At 44.1% G+C, this 506-nt stretch carries 1 protein-coding gene; it reads left to right on the top strand.

Going from position 1 to position 506, the window contains the following annotated elements; all coding sequences use genetic code 11:
• Positions 1–506: FAD-dependent oxidoreductase (locus A3757_RS17650; RefSeq protein WP_369819565.1), on the top strand; the 506-nt coding region annotated here is incomplete at both ends.

Here is a 506-nt window from a genome sequence, read left to right on the forward strand (position 1 = left end):
GTTCTTTATGTCATCTTATGATTTTGATTTGTTTGTAATTGGTGCTGGCTCCGGCGGTGTTCGTTTGGCTAGAATGTCGGCCTCGATGGGCGCTACAGTTGCTGTTGCAGAAGATCGCTATCTTGGCGGTACGTGTGTAAATGTAGGCTGCGTACCAAAGAAACTATTTGTTTATGCATCCCATGTTCATGAAGAGCTTGAAGACGGCAAAGGCTATGGTTGGCATTTAAATGGTGATCTGAGTTTTAACTGGCAAACCCTGGTCAAAAATAAGAATACTGAGATTGAGCGTTTAAACGGTATTTATGATTCCTTGTTAACTAACTCGGGCGCTAAAATTATTAATGGTCGAGCTCGCATAGTTGATGCCCATACTGTCGAAGTGGCAGGGCAGCAATACTCGGCTGAGCGAATCGTTGTCGCGACTGGAAGTTGGCCGTTCATACCTAATATTCCAGGTGCCGAGTATGCAATCTCTTCCAACGAGCTTTTCTATCTTGATAACT

This window comes from Oleiphilus sp. HI0117 (genome assembly GCF_001635235.1).